The organism is Bdellovibrionota bacterium (assembly GCA_035292885.1).
Taxonomy (GTDB): domain Bacteria; phylum Bdellovibrionota_G; class JALEGL01; order JALEGL01; family DATDPG01; genus DATDPG01.
This window is the reverse complement of record DATDPG010000202.1, coordinates 1-23004: the sequence shown is the minus strand read 5'-3', so window position 1 is coordinate 23004 and position 23004 is coordinate 1. Positions and strand designations below refer to the sequence as shown.

The following is a 23004-nucleotide window of genomic DNA, read 5'->3' as shown; positions in this document are numbered from 1 at the left end:
CCGAGCCGCGTGAGTTCAGCAAACTGACCCTCACAAATGTTACTTGTTGCCAGAATGGGTATATGGTGTCCGCGGATTTCAGGGGTTCGCTAGGGCGTCCAGCATATGGGTCATATGTTGACCGAACATATCGTGAACCCCGGTGAATGCTCGGGGAATAAAAGCCTTTCCACCAAACTCCCGAGCCAGAACAGCTGCTCCTAACTCGTGTGCCGCCTCGCGGAACAGGCGACCCGGTGAGACACCTCCACGCAAGTATATGACGTTATTTGCTTCGTCAAAACTTCCATAGTTTCTGTTTACCGAACGTTCTGGGCCTAGATGGTCTAGTCCGGGCACATCTATATGATCGGGAACAATATCTATGCGCGGACCGCCATTCCGTAGCGAAGTTGCACTCAGGTCTTGTATCTTGTTCATCGCGTCGGCCTCGTTGAATTTGTCCAGATGCTTCGTAAGTATTTTATTAAGCACCTGAAGTGCCGTGTTGTTCTCAAAAATCTCCTGTACAATGCGGAACGCCTGATCATGTGGTATTTTCGGAATTTTCGGTCCCGGCGCCGCGAGGCCCAGGCCGAATGTCACCGCCATTGCGATTCCATCGTTCCCCGTTAACAATCCCGCCGTTAGGCCGGCAGCCTCCGACAGGTTCTGAACAGCCTGATCAAAGAAAGGGAAAACCACGAAAGATGGATCCATTCCCGGCGGATTCCCCGGATAACTAAAATCGCTTTCCCTCGGATCAACATCCCCCGCGCCGCTTCCGCCGAAGCCACCGCCTCCGAAACCTCCAAATCGACTGCCGCCAAAAATCGGATCAGAACTGATGATCGAATTCGCGCGGGCAAGGTTTTGTGCATGCTGTGATATCTGCGCACGATTTTCGGCCATCATTCCTTGGTATGCAGCTTCTATGGCCGAGTTTCCGTTGTTACCGCCGCTTAGGGAAAGGCCTCCACCACGATAGGAGGGATCGCTCCTCCAATCGTAGTTCCCACTCCATCCGCCTCCGCCGCCGCCTCCCCCGCACGTGTAGTAACAAGCGGAAACATAACCACCCCAGTGTCCGGTCGGGTCCACCATGTTGATCGGATTGTTATTGACGTACGCATATCGGTTGTAACTTTGCGGATCGGTCGGATCGGGGATGATCGTATCGGGCTGCGCGAACGTAAACCTTTTCGCGGCGTAGCTTCGGGCGTGGTAGTCGTATAAATCGGTGGCCGAGAGGTTGGTGGCTTTGTCCAACTTCATGTCGTTATAGAGATAATCGTTGTTGGATCCTCCCGAGGATGCCGGTATCTGGGCGCCGAACTCGTAATAGTCCTTTTTCCCGCCCGGAAGGATGCTTCCGTTTTCGTCCGTGACCAACGCGGTCGATCCCAGGTGGTCTTGATGGAGAAACGTGAGCAGACCTGTATCCATGTTGCGTTCCGCCAGTCGCTGACTTCCGAGGAAGTAGTAGCGCTTTGCCTTCACGCCGTTCTTCATTTCGATGTTTCCAAAGTATTTTTCCGTATCGACGACGTTGCCGTACGAATCTTTCGTGATCTTCGCGACCCGTTCGAGATTGGCGTCGTAGCGATACTCGACCTTGTTTCCGAAAGCATCGGTGGTGCCAGCCAGTTTGTTGAACACCGTGTATTCGAGGTGCTCGACTAAGGTTTCGGGAGCCGTGCGTGTATCGTACACGTGCGTCAGGTTTCCATTGAGATCGTACTCATAGCGGTAAAAGCCGTCGTTCTTCGGAGCGTGCACCGGGCCCGGGCCGACGTAACTCATGGTTATCGGTTTAAGGGTCGTGATCGAAATCGTATCCGATTTCAGAGAACTGTTGAGGGCGTCATCGCGCGCCACGACATAATAACTGTACGTGGCTCCGGGGGAGACAGCTGGATCCACATAGCTTGCGGTCACCGAAGTGGCTGGAGGAGAAATCGTGACCTGAATCGGGAAGGGCGAGGTACTTTTGTAAATCCAAAATTTACTAACGCCGACGTTATCGGTCGAGGAAAAGGTGAGTTTCACCTTCCCGACCTCTCCCTGGACCACAGAAAGTGTGGGTTTTTCGGGTGGACTTGTATCTCCGCTAAGCGTCCGAGCGGCCTCGGCTGAGGGGAGGAGAGCGTCCAGGAGAAGTGAAGCCAGATTGTATAAGGATCGGGAAGGAATCGATGCCTGTTTCTTCTTCCCTCCGCTGGGTGGAGCTGGGGTTGCCGTGGGCGTAGGCGTGGGCGTAGGTGTGGGTGTAACCGTAGAGGTCGGGGTTGGGGTGGGCGTCGTGATAACCGGAGCCGGAGGTGCATATTCTTTTCCAAACGGCTGGTACCGGCCGTCCATGGAGGTCATTCGCCCCATCCTGTCGTAGCCGTAGTTGCGAACTTCGGAAAGACCGTTGGTCGTCTGAACGATTTCCGCTCTTGTCAATCTTCCGAGAGCATCGTTCGTGTACCGTTTGTCGAATCCCCCGGCGTCATCCAGTAAATTCGAGATGTTTCCGTTGTTGTCATAGACATAATGGAAATCAAGGAGGTTTGACTTGGCATACAGATCGGCCGCGCCGGTGGGTAACAGCCACATTCGGCTCAAGCTCTGGTTGCCGTCTTCATGACCTTCGGTCCCGTCCATGTAAGAAAAATGTCCCGTCAGCCCGTCGCCGTAATCAACGCTCTTCAGTTTTCCCAAGACATCATAAACCGGGTTCTCGGCAAAGATGTTCACGCCGGGCTGGTCGCTCGACATCTCTTGAAATCGTCCGGTCCTCTCCTCGGATAGATACGTGATGATTTCAGGCGAAGCGCTTCCCGCATCGTAAACGACCTGCGTCTTCGGCCTGTCATCGTAGTAAATCAGCCCGGTCTCGACCTTGTCCTGTCCGATCCACTTTTCGGTCAATGTCGGTCGACCCAGGGCATCGTAGGTATATTCGCTTCTCGCATTTTCATTTTGTTCGATCATCAGGGCACCGATATTCCGGTGGCTATTTAGGGGATTGCGGTCATACGTGTAAGAACTGATGCTCTGAACTTGGTTCGGCGAGTTGTAATCCTTTTCAATAACGCGATGGAGGGCATCATAGACGAGCGTAACGCCGTTCCCCATGGCATCCCATTGGCCGGTGAGTTTTCCCTCCGCGTCGTATTCATAGGTCCATGTCCCCATGTCCGGATCGAGGGTCTCGACCTTCTGGCCGAAGGCATTGAACGTCGCTAAGATCTCCGGGCCTTGATCGTCTCGGACCTGGATGAGGTTTCCCAGAACGTCATAGTCGTATTGCATTGAATGCGCTACGGGTGACACTTCCGGAACGTACTCGGTCACTTGAATGAGCTGACCCAAGAGGTTCGTAAAGCTCTCTTTAGTATGAAGCGACCCGCTTGTGTGCATCGGGTCTATGGAGACCGTTTTGAGCGCATGCAAGGTCGTATCCAAGAAGTACGAAACGCTGCTCTGGAGCACCTGACCCGTGCTGGAGGGGAATTTGGCCGCAACCGCTCGCCCGATCGCATCGTAGACGGTCTCCGACCAAAGATTATCAGCCGGGACCGCTCCGCCTTCTCGGTGCGCCGGTGAAGCGCGATAGGGTCGGCCGGTTCCTAATTCGAACTCCACCGTGGCCGTGACGATGTCTCCCAGGTTGTTGGACTTCGCTCGGCTTTTCCACGCTCGTCCCAGAGCATCGACGTAGCTCTCGCTCCAGGGCCAGTTGACCTCCGATTGCCGTGGGTATTGACTTGATTTGCTACGAACACGTTGCGCCACTTGAGGATTGTTGATCCCCTTAGGATCAGTGACGGTGTCCGTATCCGCGGCGGTGATACAGACCTCGTCGCAAAATCCGTGGTATTCGGTTTTCGATTCGCCCTGAATCACGTCGTTGACCGAGACCGTGCTCCGCCACGGACGATGCAGTCCATCATAATAAACCTGGCTCACAATCCCATTCGGATCAGTTGAAGTCTCCACGCGGCCGAAGTCGTCGTACGTCACACTCGCCTGATGCCCGAGCGCATTGGTGACCCGGATCGGATACATATGATTTGCGTCGTACTCGATTCGGGTCGTATGTCCGAACGTGTCTTTGCTGGAATTCGGTGTCTTGTAAACCGTATCGTAAGCGGTCTCGGAAATCATCGGCGCATTGGAGTTGTTGTACCCGTTGAAATTGCCAACGGCCTCGGATCGCACCGGCAAGGGAACGTTGGGCAGCAAAGGAAGGTCGTCATTCCATCCCTCGCCGTTGAACAGACCGTCTCCGTTGCCATCATAAATGACTCGGCTTTCCACAAGCGCGACCGTTTCATCGTCAGCGGCGAAAAGCAGGGTACGCTTCGGAAGATGCAACAACCAATCCGTTTGGTTCGATTTGAGTTCGGTTTTGGAGACAGTCAGTCGCGATAACGGCGTAAATCCCGGCTCTCCCTTGGGGCGGGAGATCACTTGGTCGATCAGACCATGACCATCGGGCAACAAAACATATTCTTGATCTCCTCGTGCCGTGAAGCTCGGTTGACTGCTGTCATCGCGGGCGGTGCCCGCGAAAATCGTGCTCTCGCTCCTTCGCACAGGATTGAAATAGGGAATACTGCAATCGAGATTCGTCGGTAGCGGATCCATCGAACAATCAGGAACCGAATCCACGGGATCCACCGGATCGGGTAAATCCGAAACGGAAAGATTCGTCGTGTAGATCGCGTGGCTCCGCGCATACAGATTTCCATCGGAGCCGTACGTCTCGCTGTAATCCACCGTCCCCACCAGCGGTGGCTTTTGGTGATAGTACGTAACGCTTTTGATCCCTTGCGAATCGGTTGGCCGTTTGGGCGCTTCCACCGTTACTTTTCGAAACCCGCGAAACTCTCGATCGGCGCCGTCGAAATATCCCCCGTCGTATTGGTATTTCGTCGTGTAGGAGACCCCGTAGCCGTCATCCAGGCTTACCGAAGTCAATAGCTGTTTGACCATCGGAAGATCCGGATTGGCCGACGTGACGTTGTCCGATTTCTTCATCTGCGTCGACGGCGTGTAGGAAAACGCGATCGATCCTCCTGTGGGCGGTTTTACTTTTGACAGAAGTCCGGGATAGCTTCCGTTAGCGACGTAAATCCCGTTCAACGGATCCATCGAGCCGTCCGCCATCTTCTTCGACCGGGCATAAGCCAAAAGGCCGGTTCCCTTTACGTCCGCTATAACGACAGTATCGTCTAGCCCTGCAGAAGAGACGCTTTGAAACGAAGACCCTTGCCGATTGATGAAGAGGCTGCTTCCCGAAACAAAATCGTCAAAGCCGTCCGCGTTCACATCCAGGAATCGAGCTGACGTTGCCGCCGACGTCAGCAAAGTGGAAAGGCTCAAATCGTATTCAAAGTTATTGTTTCCCCGGTTGAGCCATACAAAAGGGGGACCTGGATTACGGCTATTGTCTACGCTTCTCAAATAGATGAGGTCGGTGAGACCGTCGCCATTTAAATCCGCCGTTCGAAAATTGCTAAGGCTGTAGCCATTATAAACCAGGGGCAGCTCTCCAGACGTCCACGCTCTGCCAGACTCACACGGATTGATCGCGTATCGGGGCGGTCGCAAAATTGCGGGGTACACACTTGTATCCCAATAAAACCCTCGGATCAGGTCGGGGCACCGGTCTCCATTGAGATTGCCGAATGAAACGTCCATCGACCTTTGAGGGGAACCTCCAACGAGGTACGCCCAGGTGGGAAGATTGATCTCCCAGTCCGTTCTCCGTTCCCACGTCCCGTTGTTGTTGATCCACACTTCGCGCGTGGTGAAGCCTTGGTATAAATCTTGGTCCCCGTCCCCGTCCAGATCCACGGCCGTATAGCCCAGATCTTTGACCCCTCTCGATTCCATACTGATGCAATTCTGCGTAACGAAATCTTCAGCCGGGCCGGCCAGTAGACTTCCCCACGTCGTCGGACCGCTTCCGTCACTCCCCGTATTGATCTTTAGAGACCGCTGAGGAGGAGGAGATGGATCGGCCATAATCGATCTGGCCTGAACCAAATCGGGAAGCCCGTCCTTGTTGACTTGAACAAACCGAACTCCTTGGTTGAGGCCGAGAGGCGTTCCATCCGCGCAAAGCTGTTGTACATCGGCAAAGACATACGGCAGGCTCGCGTCGACCTTGGTCCAGCCCGGCGTTCGCGCGTTGTATTCCAGCACCCACCGCGAAGCGAGGGCTCCCGTGGGGCCGTAACCTTCCACGCGGGTGAGCAACGATTCCGACGATATCCAATTGGACGCATCGGGGACATTGTTGTTGTAAATAAGATCGTACGACGCGAACAATTGGGTTTTCGCACGATCGGCCCACACACGGATCGTTTTTAACCGCTGATCGATCACCACTTTGGATCCCGAAGCGTAGGAAACCGACGTGCTGTCGGTTCCCCGCGAGTCCAGCTCGAACTCGATCAGCCTACCCGTATCGAATCCGGCCGGACCTTTGGTGTATTCAATCCGCTGAAGATAAAAATCCCCTCCATCCGTATCGATGTCGTAGAAGAACTCCATAAAGTAGCCGGCTACATTCGTGACTCGGGTCAGCGCCCAAACTCTTGTATTCTGAAACGGCGTTTTGGCCGGGTCCGAATCCACCCTCAAAATCGGTGTCGAAAACTCCGACTTCGTTCCATTCGCGCTGGTGACCGTCCATCGGTTGTTAGTCTCATTCTTGATGATCTTGGAAAACCCTTCGTCGGCGGTCGTAAATTGATCGGGATTTGCGTAGCTATAATGATTCGCGTCGGTCGTTCTCTTCAGTTCCGTTCCTCCCAAAAGGAACAGATCGGTGGAATCGAATTTCGTGACGGTTTTGTCGACTCCTCTGCGATCCATTGCGGGTACCCCGAACGACCACCGTTGCCCCACCCACGATTTGATCGGCCCATCGGAAGAATAGGTGAGGCCTAAACTGGGAGACATCCCCTGGATTCCGGGAAGCACTCCGATGGGAATGGAATAGGTCGCGGCACCCGCGAATAAATTCGAAAAAGATCCCCCTTGCGATTTTCCCTTCGCGGGCTTGGGTGACGGGCTGACATTCCTGGCGTCTCCAGTCAAATTTCCGCCCGCGTCGAATTCATCCTCCGCTCGCGCTTCGAGGACTGGAAGAAGAGAAAACGGAAACGCCATCAAGCAGGCTAAAAACAAGCTCAAAAAAGCACGAACGTTATTTCGCTTCTCCCCCACGTTCGATTACTAAGCAATATCCAGGCTAGCCAGCTCTGAGTCTCGCCTCCTAGTCATATCAAGCGGTTAAATAATCGCGTGTCCGAGTCTACGGCACACCGGAAACCAAAGTTTTGCTCACATGTAAACAAAAGTTCCGAGAGCTGTTTCGACAAAATTGCCGCCAGCGTTTCTTGTTGAATGAACGGCGTTGTATACGAATGTGTCGTCGATCGCCGCGTGGAACAGCATGGCGTTACGCCTAACGTACGCAATCGCCTGAATTAAAAAAGGCTTCTTGGTCCACAATTTGTGCACGCAAAGGGGATCGGACTCGCAGGAGGCCAACCGATAATGCATAAAAAACGCGGGCTCCGGTCGGCGGCGGGTGCAAACTTTGCGGCGTCAGATCTTCATCGTGTTATCCTGAAACCACGTTCGGAGTTCATTCCAGATGGACCACCACGCGCGGTCTTTTTCCGGCTGGCGGCGTTGCTCCTCCTCGAAAATCCTCACAACCCTTACTCCCGGTTGCTCCGGTTTTCTCGTCGTCGCGCCTTGCCAACCGAAAAAATACCTTCGCGTGGACCACTTCAGGCTTCTCGCTGCCTGCGGCCTTGCCGGACGAAAAAAGTCCTGCGCGTGTAGCCATTGAGGGTACTCGAGACGCCGCTTGTGTTTTTGCGGAAAATCGCTATATTCCGCCCCCTTTTCGGAGAACCGTATGTCGCTTGGATTATTGGGCCGCAAGATCGGCATGACACAGATTAACAGCGAGGAGGGGCAACGCCTGGCCGTGACGGCCGTCGAAGTGGGTCCCTGTCTCATCATGCAGAAAAAGACTGTCGAAAAGGACGGTTACGCGGCATTAAAGCTGGCGTTTGGAAGCCGAAAGCCGAAGAAAACCCCCAAGGCGCTCAAGACGACTTTCGATAAGCTCAAATCCACTCCCCGCAGGTACATTCGCGAATTTCGGATCGCTTCCGAGGAGTTGGGGAAGTTCGAAGAGGGGAAGGAGATTCAGCTCCAGGATCTCTTCGCGGTGGGACAGATGATCGATGTGGCGGGCACGACCAAAGGGCGCGGCTTTACCGGTGTCGTAAAAAAGTGGGGAATGAAGGGGAACCGGCGAACGCACGGCACGCACGAATTTTTTCGCCACGGGGGTTCCATCGGAACGCGTACGTGGCCCGGCAACGTTCACAAGGGCAAGAAAATGGGCGGTCACTACGGCACCGACCGCGTGACGATCAAGAATCTGCGGGTTTACCAAGTTTTGGCCGATAGAAACGTTCTCTTGGTTCAGGGCGCGCTACCGGGAGCCGGCAACGGCCTTCTCGAAATCCATCCGGCGACGCACGGAAAAAAATAAACCTTCTTTTTTCACGGGCCTTAACCCCCAATATTGAGTTTGTTTTCTTTGGTGTAGCCGCGAATCGCCATCATCGCACTGTTGACCCGCTGCATTTTCATGCCCTTGTCTTTGAGGGCCTGGAAATCGCCGGCGGGAACGGCTTCGGTGCGAAGCTCCTTTTGGATGTTTATGAGGCCCGTAATCATCTGTTTGATGTCGGGGGGAGTGTACCTTTTCAACATGATTCGATTCAGGCTGATCAGTCCGGCGGCGATATCTTGGGCGAACTTTTTGGGGCTTCCGTCCAGCGGCATGCCGGTAACTTATCATAGGAAAAACCTTCTGGCTCTTAACGGATAAACGGATAAGACGTGCGAACGAGAATCATCGGTTTAGGGCGCCAAAGGTCAGGTTTGCATGGATCAACGACACGTAAAGAGAAAAAGCCAACAGTATAGATGTTCAATAAATCATCGTTTTTTAAGTGGAAATGCGTGTGTTTTCGCCAATTTGGCCGAGGACTCCCCAATTTATGGTGAATCGGCTATCCTAGAATTGAAGAGAAAGGTTGCGGGGAGCTATGAGCGAGAAGAAACTCCTAGCCAGGATCCGAAAAGACGGACGAAAGATAGCAAAGCGCTTTAAATTAAGATACTTGTCTATTTCTACGGAATCCTCCCGCGTGCGTAGTCGATTTGGAAGTTGTGATGAAGATAAGGTCATTCGGATTCGCTTGTATAACCTCTCTGACGGCCGATTCTTGAAGTATCCGGGTCTAATTCACACACTTTGTCACGAGCTCGCTCATCTCAGATTTATGGATCATCGTAATAATTTCAAACAGTTGCATCAAAGACTGCTGGAGTGGGCCCGAAACCGCGGAATCTATCGCCCGGCCTATTGAAGAATCATACTCAAAGATCCAAAAAATTGACAAAAGTGGGATATTAAATCAAATATGTGCCATAATTATCACCGTTTCACCCACTTTATATTTGTTATTTGTCGTATATTCCCAAATCTAATTGACCGCTTGCGTGTCCTAACGTAACGCTTCCAAAGAATGTGCACGTCGGACTATAGTGGGCCCCGTGGGAACGGGAAACCGGCTGCTTTTGACGGCTACAAAGCTCGAAGGCGATCTCGTATTAAGATCTTGGAATAAAAAGAGAAAACGTCCGCAGTGGAAGCAGGAGGGGCGCCACTTGTCCTGCCCGGTGGAGAACGATCGGGCGCAATGGATACTCGTGGCCACAGGGATCGGTGCCGCTGCCGCGAGGGAGGGGGCCCTTGAAGCGATCCGTCGATATGCGCCTCTGAAATGTGCCGTCGGTTTTGGCTTTGCCGGAGGCCTGGTCAAGACCGCGCGAGCAGGGGATACCGTGATTCCTACGGAACTTCGGCATTCGGATCGTCGCGAGGAACCGACCGAATGGCTTCGGATGAATCTTGCGTCGTTTGCACCGAGTGTCGAATGGCGGAAATTGGTTACGGTGGAACGAGTGGTCTCCACGCCGGCCGAGAAGGCGGCATTACACGCCGCGACCGGCGCTGAAGCTGTGGACATGGAGAGCGCGATTTGGGGTGAACTTTGCCGGAGCGCCGGCGTCCCGTGGGCCGTTGTGCGGACGATCCTGGATAGTGGAGATGAGTCTCTTCCTTGCGAATTGTCTCGCCTGGTCGACGCTTTCGGTCGAACCCGATGGAGTACGGCGTTGCCGACTTTGACGATGCACCCCAGTCTCGTCTGGTCGGTCTTTAAATTCTCGCGGAGGTCGTCCGTGCGCGCTGCTCCCAGCTTTGTTCAGACGGTGACCGGTTGGTTAGCCGCGGAAGATGAGAAAGAGCGTGAACAGCGCGGCGAACCAGCAATAGTAAGCGCAAGGAGTCAGTTTTCCCGACCGTATCCAGCCCAATAGCAGACGAAGCGTGAGGACGCCCAGGCCAAAAGAGGCCAAAAAACCGACTGCGGCGGACGGCCACGTTACGTTCAGGCTATCCAGCCCGCCTTTTCTGATTTCCAAGAGGGCTGCGCCGGCGATGACCGGCAATGAAATCAAGAAAGAATATTCTCCGGCGAATTTACGATCGAATCCTAGGAAGAGAGCGGCCGTAAGGGTTGTTCCCGAACGCGAGAGGCCGGGCAGAATGGCAAACGCCTGAGCCAGGCCGATCCATAGAGCATCTTTCACCGTGGCGAGAACGGCGGATTTCCCTTTCCCGCGAACGAAATTGCGTGAAGCAAAAAGAAGAAATCCGGTAGCTGAAAATGCGGCGGCGATCACCGGCGGCGTGGAAAAGGCCTTCTCGAACGTGTCGTGAAATGCGACGCCGACGCTCCCCGTAATAACGGTGGTGACGAAGATGAGGAGAAGCGTCCAGGCTTCGGGATCGTCGCCGATCGCCAGATGCCCTTTTTGGAACCAATTCCGAGCGAATTTGGGAAGGCGAAAAAGTGCCCTTGCGAGGCCCAATACCTGGGATCTCAGTACGACCAAGGTGGCAAGAAGTGTCGCGAAATGGAGAAGGACATCGTACAGGAGCGGTACGCTCTGAAGTCCGAAGAGGTTCTGTGCCACCGCCAAGTGCCCGGAACTCGAGACCGGGATGAATTCCGTCAATCCTTGAAGGATTCCCAGAACGATGGCCTGGAACTCGCTCATCCTTGAGTCGCATCATACGGATCGTTTCCTTTTTCGACGACGTTTCTTCCGCGCTACCGGTTCTTCGACAAATGGCCGGCGATTCGGTACAACCGCGCCGGTTTCGGAGCCGGTGATATGCCGATCGTCTATATAGGGTTGGGAAGTAATCTCGGGGACCGCGAGGGACAAGTTCTTCGCGCCGTCCACGAAATGCGGTCGTTCTCCCGCGTGAAAAAGATTTCGACGCTTCGGGAGAGTGAGCCCATGGGCATGGCCGACCAGCCCAAGTTCGTCAATGCCGTCGTGGAAATCGACACCGATTTTAATCCTCAGGAGGTCATGGTCGAACTCCTTCGGATCGAGGCTGAAATGGGGCGGACGCGTGAAGGCCCGAAAGGGGGGCCAAGGGAAATCGACCTCGATCTAGTGGCCTACGAAAATGAGGTCGTGGAGAAGGAGGATTTGCAGGTTCCGCACGCCCGAATGCACGAACGGCGGTTTGTCCTGGAGCCGTTGATCGAGTTGAATCCAAGTTGGGTCCATCCGAAGTTACAAGCCTCGGCCGTCCAGCTTTTGAGCAAGCTTCCCCCGGATCGGGATTAAGAAACGTTCGTCTTTACAAATGAAAGATAGTGTTTGAGCTCGGCGATCGATTCCAGGATATCGGCGCGGGCGCGGTGCATGTCCTTCTTGTCCATGCTGATGCCGTACTTGCTGCGAAAAATTTCCTTAAAGGATGAAACATCGATCAGTCGATAGTGCAGCATCTTCGCGAAAGTGGCCATGTAGGCGTCGATAAACCGGCGGTCCTGTCCTACGGAATTTCCGCAGAGGACGATGTTCTCTTTTCCAAAGTGCTTCTTTCCTAGGTTCACCAGACCGGCCTCCACATCGGCGAGGGATCGGCCGCTGGAAACCTCGGCCGTCAGGCCGCTCTTGCCGTGGGTTTTCTTGCACCAGTCGTCCATGCCGTCCAGGACGGCCTGGGGTTGCTTCACGACGCTGTGAAACTCCTCGAGGGTTTGGAGGTCAAGGTCGGTGATCACGACGGCCACTTCCAGAATTTTGCAGGTCTTCTCGTCCAGACCGGTCATTTCCATGTCGATCCAGAACAGTTTCGTCAGCCGTCTTTCTTCCGCCACGGCGGGAGCATATAGGGATTCTCTCTTTTATTAAAATCCTGTACGTGGCCGGGAATGGACGTGGTTTTGGTGCATCCCGATATTCCCTGGAATACGGGCAACATCGGAAGAACGTGCGTTGCTGCGAAAACCCCCCTGCATCTCGTGAAACCTCTCGGTTTTGAAATCGATGACAAATGGGTTCGGCGGGCGGGTCTCGACTATTGGAACCACCTCGACCTAAAACTTCACGACTCGTGGGAGGCGTTTCTCCGGTGCGCTTCGGCCCGGTACGGAGTCTCAATCTTTCCACGGCCGTTGCAATCGTCCTCTTTGAGGGCCTGCGCCAACAGGCCGAAACCGAATTAAGGCCCCCCCAAAAACTCGCGCAGGATAAGATTCGGACCACGTTGAGGTCGATTCGACCGTAACCTCTTTTTCCATTCTCGGGGCGATTGCGGCGGGGAAAGATCGATTTTCTTTCCGGATTGTGCCAGGGGGCCGAATGGCGCAAAATAAACGGAGTTTCAAATTCACCGCCGCCGAATCACATCAAAAGGAGACTTCATGACGAAGCATCGCGCTTTTTTTCTAACGTTCACTCTCGGGTTGGGACTCGCGCTTCTTCCAGGTTGCGGAGGGGACGATACAACGACCACCGGGGCATTGGATGCATCGAGCGTGAGCAACGCCGCGGACACGTTTAACGCTCTGGAAGGGCTGTTAAATACCGTGGACAGTTCGAGCGCCCAAGGGAAGTTATCCGCGAGCAGCCGGGGGCAGGCGACGAACGGCCCCGCCGTGGGGGACAAGTCGTTCACCGGTTGCCACGTCAACGCGGGGAAAAACCGGATGTTGCGAAACATCAAAATGTTCCGCGATCCTCTTTGCCATATTTCACAGGCGGAGAAATCGAACAGTGGTTTTGTCGTTCCGGAGGATAATTTCGCCTACTACAGCATTCTCGGTGCGGGCGAAGAGAGCGATCAGCCGTTTCTGATTCGTATCAAAAGGTATACGAACGACGGCGGATTCAAATGCCTCAATTTCCAGGCGTGCAAAGAAGGGTCGCAGAGCGAAGATTTTCAATTCTGCAATGTCGACGCGGGGGTCGAGGCGCGCGTATCCCACGCATTCAGCGATACCGCTCCGGATGGAACCGTCCATCAAGGGAAGGGTTCGATTGGACTCACGGCCCACGGGACCGATTTGGAAAATGTGACGGACGCCACCGTTTCCTCGGAGTTCAACGACACGTTCGGAGACGGAAGCTCGACGCTCACGCTGGACGGGACGGCGCTGACTTACAACCTCAGCGGATTCTTCGGGGGTACGTTTAGCGACTTTTCGAACGAAACCGGAATGTGCGCGGAAGGAGGTCAGGGGATCGGTTCGGCCCACGTCGTGAGCGACGCTACGTTCCCTCCCTTTTATGATCCGATCGCCGATAAGTACTTTTGTCCGAATACGAGCGACCCGTTTAGCATGCCGGTGGAAGTCACTTCGGGCGATGTCTGTTCCGGGACGTTCGATCAAATCGAATCATTCCAACGCGTACCGGAGTCCGATCCGGCGTCGTTCACCATTATCGACAACGCGGACTCTCCGTTTTACGCCGACGTCGTGAACTGCGCGGTTCCGACGGAAGCGACGGCGCCGTCGGATTTTGAAACCCCGTGGGATTGCACGGCCCCGGATGGATTCACGACGATCGACGCGTCAAATATAGACTTCTCCGAGTGCCAGAAGATCCAGGAGGAGATCCGACAGGGAGATCAGGAAGAACGGAGCTGCGAGCAGGAATCGTTACAGTAATCCTCCAGTAGATTCCAAAAATCATCTTCGCCGGCCGGGGAAACTCGGCCGGCGATTGTTTTCCGATCGGCCCCCAAAGCTGCCTTTGCACGGTTTTCGTGATATGAAAATCGGGTGTCGCAATTGCAGAAACTCGTGGTTCCCGAAACGCTTGAAGGGTGGGCGGTTCTTCATGAGTTTTTTCGCGTCCGCTGGGATTCCTGGAGACGTCGATCCGCTTCCGAGCAGGAGGAAACGCTCTCCGAAGCGTCCGAATTCTTAAAAAATATCGGTAAACCGAAAGCCGGGGAGAGTGTTTCGTTCAGTCTTCTCGGCCACAAAGGGGACCTTCTACTGCTCCATTTTCGAAAGACGTTCGAGGAACTCAATGACGTGGAGCTCCAGTTTCGCCAGTTGCGTTTATTCAACGATTTGGAAGAAACGACATCCTACGTTTCCGTCGTGGAGCTCGGTTTGTACGAGATGTCCGTCAAACTCCACGGCGAATTGTCCGCGGAAGGGCTCAAGCCCGATAGTGACGAATGGAAATCCCGCTGGCGCACGAGCATGGAGGTGCAGGCGGAGCGGATGAAGGGTCGTCTTTTCACGGCGATCCCCTCGCAAAAGTACGTCTGTTTCTATCCGATGAACAAACGGCGGGGAGAGCATTACAACTGGTACGAGCTGCCGATCGAGCCCCGCCAGGAAATGATGCGCGACCATGGCATGATCGGGCGCAAATATGCCGGAGAAGTCACACAGGTGATTTCGGGAAGCACCGGATTGGACGATTGGGAATGGGGGGTCGATCTGTTCGCCGAAAATCCGATCGTGTTCAAGAAACTGATCTACGAGATGCGTTTCGATGAAGCGAGCTCCAAATATGCCGAATTCGGGCCCTTTTACATCGGAATCCGGTTTCAACCGGAGCGTCTGAAGGCTCTTTTTTCGGGGAGAACGCCCGCATGAGTTCCGCTCCATCCAATTCCGCGGTGATTCTGTTGGCCCACGGTACACGCGAGCCCGACGCCTCCCGTCCGGTGCACCAATATGCGGAGGAGCTCTCCAAAGCGAGCGGCCTGCGCGTGGAACCCTGCCTTCGCGAGTTCATCGAGCCGAGTGTTTCCACGGTCGTCGGAAAACTCGCCCACGAGGGCGTCCGGACCGTCTATATCGTTCCGTTTTTTCTCTTCAACAGCGGGCATGTCACCCGCGACATTCAGAAGGACTTGGCGGCCGAGAAGGAAAAATACCCGAATATGGTTTTCAAAGTGGGCGAACCTCTTGGATTTGATCCGGACCTCGTATCGATCCTCAAAAAGAAGTTGGGACAGATTATTCGTAGCTAGTGTTCCGAGTCCGAGATAGCTTGATAACAAAGGACGCCGATGCGCGCGGATGGCAAGGCGCGACGACGAAGGCGTACTTGCAAAGCTGTACGTCGAGGAGGAGCAACGCAGCCAGCCGGGATGCAGCGGCGGCCGACTATCAAGATATGTCGGACTCGGGACACTATTAAAGTGCGAACGATCGTTCTAGCTCTCGTGTTGATGTCCGCTCCGACCGTGGCGATGGCCAACGGGCCGCTCCGGTCGATCGTCGTGTTCGGGAACGAGAAGACGGAAAGAGAAACGATCCTCGATATCGTGGGCGTGCCTCCCCAAACCTACGTCAACCCTCGGTTGATCCAGGAGGTCGACGATCGATTGAACAATTGCGGACTTTTTAAAAAGGTTGCCGTGAGCCAGGTGGCGAACCCCGACGGAACCGCGGATTTGCGTATTCAAGTCGTCGAGAAACAGCTTTGGTTCGCATTCCCGATGTTCCAGGCTTGGAGCAGCCGGTACAGCGGCGGCGCCGTGTTCGGCGAAAGCAATCTTTTCGTGCCGAACGGCCGGACGATTTTTCTGGCACAGGGCGGAAATGAAATGAGCCGGTTTTTTTCCGCATTCGACGCGAAGAATATTTTCGAGACGCACGCCGCCATGCGGACCTGGATTCTGGCTCGCACCGACGACGTTCCGCTCTATGACACCGGCGGAGTGCCGATCGACCAGATCAACATGAAAGACGCCGCGATCGCAGTGATCCCGGGGTACCAGTGGACGAACGAAATCCGGACGTCGTTCAAGTTCCTCTATCGGTACGTCGACTATGGCCAGTCGGCGCTCGTCCCGGCGTCGGGATCGAACGGCAGCGATGTGTCTCTTGAATTTCAGTTTGCCTACGATTCTTTAAGGCGGCGGGAGGCCTTCTTGAAAGGGAGCCTGGTCTCCGCGACTTTTGAATTCGCGGACGAACGGTTCGGAACCGATTTCACGTACCAAATCGAAGACGTCAAGGGGATCCTCGCCTACCAGGTCCTCAAATATTTCAATTATGTGGTCACGTTGGAGGGTGCGATCGGGCGTGAGCTCCCATTCCATCGAGATCTGACGCTGGGGGGCGCTTCGCTGCGCGGATACGAAGACCGTCAATTTCGAGGCGACACATTGATCAGCACGAAACAAGATCTACTTTTCTCCATATATCGCTTCCGGAAGCTCTCGTTTTTTGGTCTCGCATTCCACGATCTCGGGCTACTGTACACGGACGACTTAGGGATCAGCCGGAAGGCGCTTCGCAACGGCGTGGGAGGAGGGCTAAGGGTCTCCTTAGCGGACATTTTAGCGCCGGTCTTCGGCCTCGATTTCGGCTATGGGATCGAGGACAAGGACTTCCGACTCTATTTCGCCCTCGGCTTGGTCGAATTCTGATGCCGAAGCCGCTCGTGGTTTACGACGGCGAATGCAAGTTTTGCCGGCAACAACTTCGGAACCTTCAGCGGCTCGCCGGACGATATTTTGAGGCGACTTCGTTTCGAGAACAGGGATTTTTTGAGAAGCATAATTTGATGACCCTCGACGAATGTCAGAATGCGCTCCAATTCATCGATGAAGACGGACGGAAATACTCAGGCGCCGAAGCAGTGGCTCGTATCGTTTCGCTCAATCGCTTCTTTCTGCCTGTGATGTGGGTCTACTACATTCCAGGAGTGCGGAAATTCTGGGACGTAGTGTACGAAAATATTTCGTTGAATCGTTATAAGATCAGTCGTTGGAGATGGATTTCGGGCCGCTCCCCCGAATCGCCCGGACCATCATAAACGTCACGCCGGCCAGGACCACGGCCGTACAACCGACCATAAAGAAAATAGCCCGATGAATGGCCGTGACCGTTTGCTGGTCCGCGGCGCCGAAACAGACCGCGCAGGCAAGTAGAATCGATTTCACTTAGACATGCCTTCCATGGTGCCGCAGAAACCAGCGCAGGTAGAAGACCAGGCCGACCAGGCCGGCCGCCCCGACGAATCCGAACGGGGCGTAAGTCACGGATCCGGTGGCTTCCGACTGGAATGCGGTCCAGCCGACGATGAAAAGACAAAGCAATCCGCAAATCGAGATGAAAAATATATGGAAGCTTCGAAGGGACATTAATGAACCCGGTAATCCCCCCACATGACCAGTGTGGGTACGAGAAGTATGAAAACCAGCAAGAAAATCGTCAAGGCCAGAACCCAGAAAATCGTCTTGTGTTCACCGACCAGGTGCATGAAGTACGCGGCCACCAACGTCCCTTTAGTCGCAGCAATCAGGAGAGCAAGGCTCAAAGCTCCCATCCAAGCCAAATGATAGTACGAAACTTTTACTGTTAAGGCTGTCAGAACCAGGAGTGCAATAAATACGGCAATGTATCGACCGAGGTGAGAAGAGTGGGTCTTTGCTGCCATTCGTTTCTCCTACAATAGGTACAACGTGGGGAAAAGAAAAATCCAGACCAGGTCGACGAAGTGCCAATAGAGTCCTGCGCACTCAATCCGGCCGGCAAAGCGCTCCGGCTCTTTCGAGTGAAGTTTCGAACCCGGACCGACGAAATAAAGGTTAACGATCAATCCTCCGATCACGTGCAGAACGTGCAGGCCGGTCATGGTGAAGTAGGTGGCGTAGAAAAGATCGGTCTTGGGAAAGTGACCGTCGTGAAATTTATGGCCGTATTCGAAATATTTTACGACCAAGAACGCGCAACCAAGAAAGATCGTGAGCCATAGGAACGTCTTAAACTTCGCCATATGCCCCATTTTAATGTGGGCGAAGGCCAATACCATCGTAACGGATGAAGAGATCAAGAACGCCGTATTGAGCGTCGCGAGCGGGACGTTTAAGAGCTGCCATCCATGCGGCCACGTGGCGGATCCGGCTCGGAGAAGAATGAGCGAGGAGAACAAAGATCCGAAGAGCATGACTTCGGACGCTAAAAACAGCCAGGTCCCCAGCTTCGCGTACGAAATCTCCGACGTGCTGATGGAATCGATCGAAAGTGCTTTCTCCGCCATGGTTACGCCCTCTCCGAAACGTGCTGAGGCGTGAAGTCGCCGGACTGGCCCGGCACGCTGTATTCATACGGACCCCGATGGACGACCGGAGTTTTGGCGAAATTGCCGTGCGGAGGCGGTGTCGGCGCGGCCCATTCGAGCGTTGTGGCTTGCCATGGATTATCTTGCGCCTTTTGCTTCGATGCGAGCGTCCTTACCAGGTTGATGACGAACGGAATCTGCGCGAGGGCCAGGCACCAAGCCGACCAGGACATGACGACGTTCAACCACTGAACCGGCATTGCGTGGGCATATTGGGTCGGATCGTAAAGCCGGCGAGATACGCCGGCGATTCCGTAAATGAACATGGGCATGAAGACGCCGTTCATGAACAGAAGCGAGGGGTAGAAATGAATTTTCCCGAGCGTTTCGCTCAGCTTCTTGCCCGTTATTTTCGGAAGCCAGTGATACACGCCGGCGAACAGCGCGAATATTGTCCCGGGCGCCACGACATAATGAAAATGGCCGATGACGTAATACGTATCGTGAAGATGAATGTCGGTGGCGTTGAGGCCGAGCGGGAGACCGGTGAGCCCCCCGATACCGAACATCGGCAGAAACGCCGTGGCGAAGAGCATCGGCGTGTTAAAGCGGATGGATCCTCCCCACAGTGTGATGATGAGAACGGTGAGAATAATGACCGATGGGATCGAAATGATCATCGTGGTCGTCATGAAGAAGTTACTCATGACCGTTCCCATCCCTGTCAGGAACATGTGGTGCGCCCAAACGATGAACGACATGAATCCCAGAAAGAGCATCGAGTAGATCATCGAGTTGTAACCGTAGAGCGGTTTTCTCGTGTTGCAGGCGATCACTTCGGCCACGATCCCCATCGCCGGAAGAATCAATACATAGACCTCGGGATGGGCCAGGAACCAAAAGAGATGCTGCCACAAAATCGCGTTCCCGCCGCCGCTGATCGGGAGCGGCTCGCCCGCGACCACCAGACCGGAGGGCATAAAGAAACTTGTCCCCGCCACGCGGTCCATCAGTTGCAGAATCCCGGCGCCCTCGAGGGGAGGAAAGGCCAAAAGAAGCAAGAAGGCGGTGACGAACTGTCCCCACACGAAGATCGGGAGACGGAAAAAACCGAGCCCTTTGGCCCGCATCAGTGTGATCGTTGTAATGAAATTGACCGAGCCCAGAAGGGACGACGTGATTAAGAATACCATTCCAATCAGCCACATCGTCTGACCCGTCGTGGCGATCACCGAAAGGGGCGCGTAGGAGGTCCATCCGGAATTAGCGGCGCCGCCGGGGGCGAAAAAGCTTGCGAGCATGATGACACCGCCCACGAAATAGACCCAATAGCTCATCATGTTGAGCTTAGGAAACGCCATGTCCGGCGCGCCGATCTGCAACGGCATGACGTAGTTTCCGAAGGCGCCGACCGACAGGGGAACGATGCCCAAAAACACCATAATGGTTCCGTGCATCGCGCCGAGTTCGTTGTAAAACTCGGGCGGCATGATCCCCATGGTTTTCCTGAAGAGCCAGCCGAATCCGGGGACGGCCGTGTTCGGATACGCCAGCTGATACCGGAGCAACATGATCAGGCTGAATCCGAAAAAGAGAAATAGGAGCGCCGTGATGCCGTATTGAATGCCGATGATCTTATGGTCGGTGGAAAAGATGTACTTCCGCCAAAACGGAAGATCGGCGTGGCCGTGCGAATGGGCGGGCATTCTAATTTCCCTCCTCTGATTCGGCGCGCTGCTCTTTGAGCCAGGTGGAAAACTGTTCTTCCGTTTCCACCGTGACGAAGCCTTTCATCCGGTAATGACCCAGGCCGCAAAGCTGGGCGCAGGCGATCTCGAAATTTCCGGTTTGCATGGCTTCAAACCACACCGGCAGCATCATTCCCGGCACGACATCCTGTTTCACGCGCAGGACGGGAATCGAAAAACTGTGGATGACGTCCTTTGACGACAGATGGATGACCACCGGGCGGTGCACCGGGAAGTGGAGTTGATTGATCGTGGTGAGATCGTCCTTGGCGGCCGGATCGGACGGGTCGAGACCGATCGGGTTTTCGGTGGTGATCAAATCAGGTTTGGTCCGGCCGAATTTACCGTCGTCCCCGGCGTAATGAATGTTCCAGGCGAATTGTTCGGCGATCACATGAATCGGGAGAACATTTTGGGCTTTCGGAACGGAGGCTTTGGCGTAATTCCACGCGGGGATCGCGAGAAAGAGAAGTACCGCGGCCTCGAAGAGAGCGATGCTGACTTCCAGGTAGGTCGAAAACTTCGTGTGCTTGGGCGCGTATACGGCTTTGTGGCCGGGCCGGGAGCGAAATTTGACCAGCGTGAAAACGAAAAACGCGAACCAGCCGACGAACAGGACGGCCATAAACACGTGCATGACGTTAAACAGCCGATCGATCAGCGGCCCATGTGTCGAAATATCGACCGGCAGCCAGTGCCCATAAAGCGGTGCGCCCATACGATGTCCTTGTGAAAACGTGGAAAAAGGATTCAAGGATATCTACCCGAAACGCTTCGAGAAAGGAAGATTTCGCTTGTTATCGCCATCGGTTGTGATTCGGTATATGAAACAAAAAATGTCTCCGACAGGTCAGGCTCTCGTCCTTTTTAGCACCCTCGTGAATTTGTGGTTGGGCGTTGCGCGGGCGGAGGAACCGTTTGCGTGCGCGGTTCACATCCAGGAGGGGATGCCGGATCGTTTTAAGTGCTTGGAAACCTCTGGCAACAATGCGCTGAACGCCAAGGCGGTATCGCAAGCGAGGCATCTGAACGGGGCGTTCGACCTCCATATAAAGCTCTGTTACATCGACGACAAGCCGCCGAACGCCTGGGCGCGGACGGATGGTAAGATTTTCGTCGGCCGGAATCTGCTCCGGACGGAATTCGAGGAACATGGCAACATCGCTCTTTGGGGAATCTTCGCACATGAATGGGCTCACGAAATGCAATATGCCCGAAAAGATGCTTTGCTGATCAAAGGGGTTCTGGCCGAACTCCAAGCCGACTGCGTCGCCGGTTTTCATATCGGCCGGTTCGGAAAAGTGGATGAGAACGAAATCACGGCCTTCGCGCGGTCGCTCTTTTCCAAAGGGGATTACGCGTTCAACAGTCCCACGCACCACGGCACGCCGGAAACAAGGTTGAGCGTGATGATGTTCGGATACAAGAAGGGGAGGGAGCGGATCGTCCGGGCCCGTGAAGTCTTCGATCGGTGCGCGGAGGAAGCGGCCGCATTGGCGAAAGGCGAACGGAGCGGCGAGACGATTCGGACCTATCAAGGCCCGTGAAGCGGCACGAGCCTTTTTTCTCTCTGGCTCTTTTTTTATTCTGTTTCCTTCTTTACGCGAACAACCTAAAAAATGAATTCGTCAATTACGACGACTGGTGGGTCGTGCACAACGAAAAGATGCTTTCGTGGCACACCACCTCAGGTTTCAAGAAACTCTTTCTTGGTCTATCGAAAGAGACGCGGTTCGAACATGGCGCCGAGTTTCTTCCCGTGCGGGATCTTTCGGCTTCGCTTCAATACCGATTCTTCGGCGAGAGTCCGACGCCCTATCACGTGGTTCAAAACATTTTGTTTTCGACATCGGCCGTGTTTTTTTTCCAATTTCTTCTCTCCCTCGGCACTTCATCGGCCGCGGCGTTCCTGGCGGCTCTGGTTTTTGCCGCACATCCGATTCATGTGGAGTCCGTGACCTGGCTGTCGGGGCACAAGGATGTCCTGAGCCTTTTCTTCGCCCTCCTTTCGCTTTGGATCTACGCCAAAGGTCGGGCCTCTCTTGCCTTCGGCATTTTTCTCCTGGCACTCGGTTCCAAGTATCTCATCCTTTTCTTGCCGGTCCTTTTGCCGCCGATCGATCGCGTTCGAGGACGACCCATGTCGATTCGGAGATATCTGTTGTTCTTCGGCGCGTCTGGCGCTACACTTGGCCTGTCGATTTATGTAGCGAGTATCGTAGGGTATACGCCGCTGCCGCTAGGTAGGAGCATCTCCGGAATCCTCCGAAATGTCTTGGCGCTCTTCGATGGAGGGACGTCACATCTCATCGCTCCGCTGCATTTGCAATTGTATTACCCGTATGAACCCGCGGTTTCCTGGCTCGATGTTCGCGTCTGGAGAGGACTTGCCGAGGTTATCGCTTTGCTCGCGGCGTTCACTTACGGATGGAAAAACCGTTCGATCGTTCTGATCGCATCCACACTGTGGATCGCGGGTTTTCTGCCGTCGCTGCGAACGACGGAGATTCACCTATTGGCCGACCGATATCTGCTTTTCCCGTCCATCGGTTTTGCGATTCTTTGCGGCGCCGGTTTAATCCATCTTTCTCGTTGGAAAGGACTTGGAGTCATGGCTCCCTTGATTGCGGTTCTTCTCGCGGCGGCTACGATTCGGCAAAACCGAGTCTGGGCTTCGAGCATTTCGCTTTGGGAACACGCGGCTTACGGTGACCGCCCCGTCCAGCGCGAAACCTGGGAAAACCTGGCGAACGTCTACCGA

At 54.5% G+C, this 23004-nt stretch carries 19 protein-coding genes and 1 pseudogene; 10 read left to right on the top strand and 10 right to left on the bottom strand.

The features are described 5' to 3' along the window. Nucleotides 1–78: 78 nt before the first annotated feature. Nucleotides 79–7209, bottom strand: coding sequence for a toxin TcdB middle/N-terminal domain-containing protein (locus VI895_14530; protein HLG21015.1), 7131 nt, complete (start codon nt 7207–7209; stop codon nt 79–81). A 703-nt stretch (nt 7210–7912) separates the two neighbouring features. On the opposite strand from VI895_14530, the gene rplC reads away from it, so the two are divergent. After that, nucleotides 7913–8560 (top strand): 50S ribosomal protein L3, encoded by a 648-nt coding sequence (gene rplC, locus VI895_14525; protein ID HLG21014.1) that lies wholly within the window; start codon nt 7913–7915, stop codon nt 8558–8560. Nucleotides 8561–8580: 20 nt separating this feature from the next. On the opposite strand, the gene VI895_14520 is transcribed toward rplC, so the two are convergent. Next, on the bottom strand, nt 8581–8856 hold the full coding sequence (locus tag VI895_14520) for a hypothetical protein (protein HLG21013.1): 276 nt from the start codon (nt 8854–8856) through the stop codon (nt 8581–8583). A gap of 891 nt (nt 8857–9747) precedes the next feature. Between VI895_14520 and VI895_14515 the strand changes: the two genes are divergently transcribed. Further along, nucleotides 9748–10461 carry a hypothetical protein gene (locus tag VI895_14515; GenBank protein ID HLG21012.1) on the top strand — a complete coding sequence of 238 codons (714 nt, stop codon included), beginning with the start codon at nt 9748–9750 and terminating at the stop codon, nt 10459–10461. On the opposite strand, the gene VI895_14510 is transcribed toward VI895_14515, so the two are convergent. Then, nucleotides 10366–11205: an undecaprenyl-diphosphate phosphatase gene (locus VI895_14510; protein HLG21011.1), complete on the bottom strand. Its 840-nt coding sequence runs from the start codon at nt 11203–11205 to the stop codon at nt 10366–10368. The two genes, VI895_14515 and VI895_14510, sit on opposite strands and share 96 nt — an antisense overlap. 117 nt (nt 11206–11322) lie before the next feature. On the opposite strand from VI895_14510, the gene folK reads away from it, so the two are divergent. Next, a complete protein-coding gene (folK, locus tag VI895_14505; GenBank protein ID HLG21010.1) occupies nt 11323–11790 on the top strand; it encodes a 2-amino-4-hydroxy-6-hydroxymethyldihydropteridine diphosphokinase in 468 nt (155 codons plus the stop codon). On the opposite strand, the gene orn is transcribed toward folK, so the two are convergent. Beyond that, nucleotides 11787–12329 (bottom strand): oligoribonuclease, encoded by a 543-nt coding sequence (gene orn / locus VI895_14500; GenBank protein ID HLG21009.1) that lies wholly within the window; start codon nt 12327–12329, stop codon nt 11787–11789. The genes folK and orn overlap by 4 nt on opposite strands. Nucleotides 12330–12383: 54 nt before the next feature. Between orn and VI895_14495 the strand changes: the two are divergent. The 5 genes and pseudogenes from VI895_14495 (at nt 12384) to VI895_14475 (ending at nt 16858) form a co-directional block, all read left to right on the top strand. Beyond that, nucleotides 12384–12739, top strand: a pseudogene (locus VI895_14495) (TrmH family RNA methyltransferase). 136 nt (nt 12740–12875) lie between these two features. Then, the gene (locus VI895_14490; protein ID HLG21008.1) at nt 12876–14123 is read left to right on the top strand and encodes a hypothetical protein; all 1248 of its coding nucleotides are present in this window, start codon (nt 12876–12878) and stop codon (nt 14121–14123) included. A 114-nt stretch (nt 14124–14237) separates the two neighbouring features. After that, complete coding sequence (gene hemQ, locus VI895_14485; GenBank protein ID HLG21007.1) at nt 14238–15071, top strand: hydrogen peroxide-dependent heme synthase; 834 nt, start codon at nt 14238–14240, stop codon at nt 15069–15071. Next, complete coding sequence (locus VI895_14480) at nt 15068–15451, top strand: CbiX/SirB N-terminal domain-containing protein (protein HLG21006.1); 384 nt, start codon at nt 15068–15070, stop codon at nt 15449–15451. The genes hemQ and VI895_14480 overlap by 4 nt, the downstream gene beginning before the upstream one ends. Nucleotides 15452–15622: 171 nt before the next feature. Continuing rightward, the gene (locus VI895_14475) at nt 15623–16858 is read left to right on the top strand and encodes a BamA/TamA family outer membrane protein (GenBank protein HLG21005.1); all 1236 of its coding nucleotides are present in this window, start codon (nt 15623–15625) and stop codon (nt 16856–16858) included. Between the two features lie 333 nt (nt 16859–17191). Here VI895_14475 and VI895_14470 read toward each other — a convergent pair whose 3' ends face one another. The 6 genes from VI895_14470 to VI895_14445 are packed head-to-tail and all read right to left on the bottom strand — an operon-like array spanning nt 17192 to nt 20961. Further along, entirely contained in the window at nt 17192–17374 is a 183-nt protein-coding gene (locus VI895_14470; protein ID HLG21004.1) for a hypothetical protein, read from the bottom strand. Beyond that, on the bottom strand, nt 17375–17575 hold the full coding sequence (locus VI895_14465) for a hypothetical protein (protein ID HLG21003.1): 201 nt from the start codon (nt 17573–17575) through the stop codon (nt 17375–17377). Further along, on the bottom strand, nt 17575–17871 hold the full coding sequence (locus VI895_14460) for a cytochrome C oxidase subunit IV family protein (protein HLG21002.1): 297 nt from the start codon (nt 17869–17871) through the stop codon (nt 17575–17577). Before VI895_14460 ends, VI895_14465 begins: the two co-directional genes overlap by 1 nt. A gap of 9 nt (nt 17872–17880) precedes the next feature. Beyond that, the gene (locus VI895_14455) at nt 17881–18474 is read right to left on the bottom strand and encodes a cytochrome c oxidase subunit 3 (GenBank protein HLG21001.1); all 594 of its coding nucleotides are present in this window, start codon (nt 18472–18474) and stop codon (nt 17881–17883) included. A 2-nt stretch (nt 18475–18476) separates the two neighbouring features. After that, nucleotides 18477–20201: a cbb3-type cytochrome c oxidase subunit I gene (locus VI895_14450; GenBank protein HLG21000.1), complete on the bottom strand. Its 1725-nt coding sequence runs from the start codon at nt 20199–20201 to the stop codon at nt 18477–18479. Between the two features lies 1 nt (nt 20202). Then, complete coding sequence (locus VI895_14445; GenBank protein ID HLG20999.1) at nt 20203–20961, bottom strand: cytochrome c oxidase subunit II; 759 nt, start codon at nt 20959–20961, stop codon at nt 20203–20205. A gap of 118 nt (nt 20962–21079) precedes the next feature. Here VI895_14445 and VI895_14440 point away from each other — a divergent pair, with 118 nt between their 5' ends. Then, on the top strand, nt 21080–21790 hold the full coding sequence (locus VI895_14440; GenBank protein HLG20998.1) for a hypothetical protein: 711 nt from the start codon (nt 21080–21082) through the stop codon (nt 21788–21790). Then, nucleotides 21787–23004 (top strand): hypothetical protein (locus tag VI895_14435; GenBank protein ID HLG20997.1); only part of this gene is annotated, 1218 nt, incomplete at its 3' end. The genes VI895_14440 and VI895_14435, both read left to right, overlap by 4 nt.